Here is a 1,253-nt window from a genome sequence, read left to right on the forward strand (position 1 = left end):
AAAAAAAAGAAAATGTTCTCTATCAAAAATAGAGAACAAAACTCAAAAAGTTTTATTTTCAGAAAAGCCATGCATAATTAAGAAGTAAAAAAGAAAAAATAGACGCAGAAATACTCTCTCAACTCAAAAAAATAGGTTGAAATCATTACAAAAATGAAATTTTAAACATAAAAATTAAGCATCACCTCCTGAAATTATTTTGGAGATTTAACTAGAATTAGTCTTGGGCTTGTCTGAATCATCATCGAGCATAAAATTTAATAAATCAGACCAAGTTTCAAACCAAAAATATTTTAACAAGGCTCTAATATCGTTAAAAAAGCTACGACGACTTCCGTTAAGTTGACGAAGTCGTTGATAAGTGGAATTAGCTAACTTTAAAACTGAATGAAATAAAAAAGCCAACAAATTTAAACTTAATAAAATCTCACATAAATTATTTTGACCGTGACCAAAATTAGGTTCTAAGTTGTCACCATGATTTTTTAAAACATTATTACTTTCATTTTCAATTTTCCATCTACTTCTACCAGCTTTGACAATCTTTTCTACATTGCAATCGTTAATTTTATGATTGGTAATAAAACTATTTTTATAAGTAATCTCTTCTGTTTTTTTATTAATAATTGTAACTTCACACCAATTAACTTGTAATGAATCATCCCCCTCTTTTAGCGGTATTTTATTAGTATAACGATAGCGATAAACTAGCTCCTTTCTTCCATTCCATTCTTTCTTTTTTATAGTTTGTACTTCACCAGTTTTCTCTAAAAACTCTAGCCATTCATATAAAGTTTTATGTGAAGTTTCACGGGCTTCCCCAAAATAAAATTATAATCCTTTGATAACGCTAATTCACAGATAGGTTGACGAGAGTATAAGTCATCCCCTAAAAGAGTTACAGGATTGTCATATCTTTGACTTGGATTTTTATTGAACCATCTTTTTACCGCAGCGTTTTCACAGTCTTGTTTCTTATAACCATCTTGTTTTTTGATGAACTCTGGTTCGAGACAAATTACTTGTTTCAGCCTTTGGTGAAACCACAGCAGGAATTACACAACCATGAAAATAAGTTGTTGTTCCGTTTCGGTGATTCCGAGAGTTACAATGAGGACAATTAATTTTTTTAGATGAAAAATATTCTGTTCCGTCTAATGCTATTAAAATTTCTGACTCTAAATAAAGAAATTTAGAAAGTATTTTTTGATTCTTTAACCATTGACTACGTCCTCGAAGGAGGATATATTTTT

At 29.5% G+C, this 1,253-nt stretch carries 1 pseudogene; it reads right to left on the minus strand.

Features of this window, described 5'->3' with window-relative positions:
• Positions 1–207: 207 nt before the first annotated feature.
• Positions 208–1,253 (minus strand): annotated as a pseudogene (locus H1P_RS33485) (ISNCY family transposase); the annotation flags it as partial.

This window comes from Hyella patelloides LEGE 07179, assembly GCF_900659865.1.
Taxonomy (GTDB): domain Bacteria; phylum Cyanobacteriota; class Cyanobacteriia; order Cyanobacteriales; family Xenococcaceae; genus Hyella; species Hyella patelloides.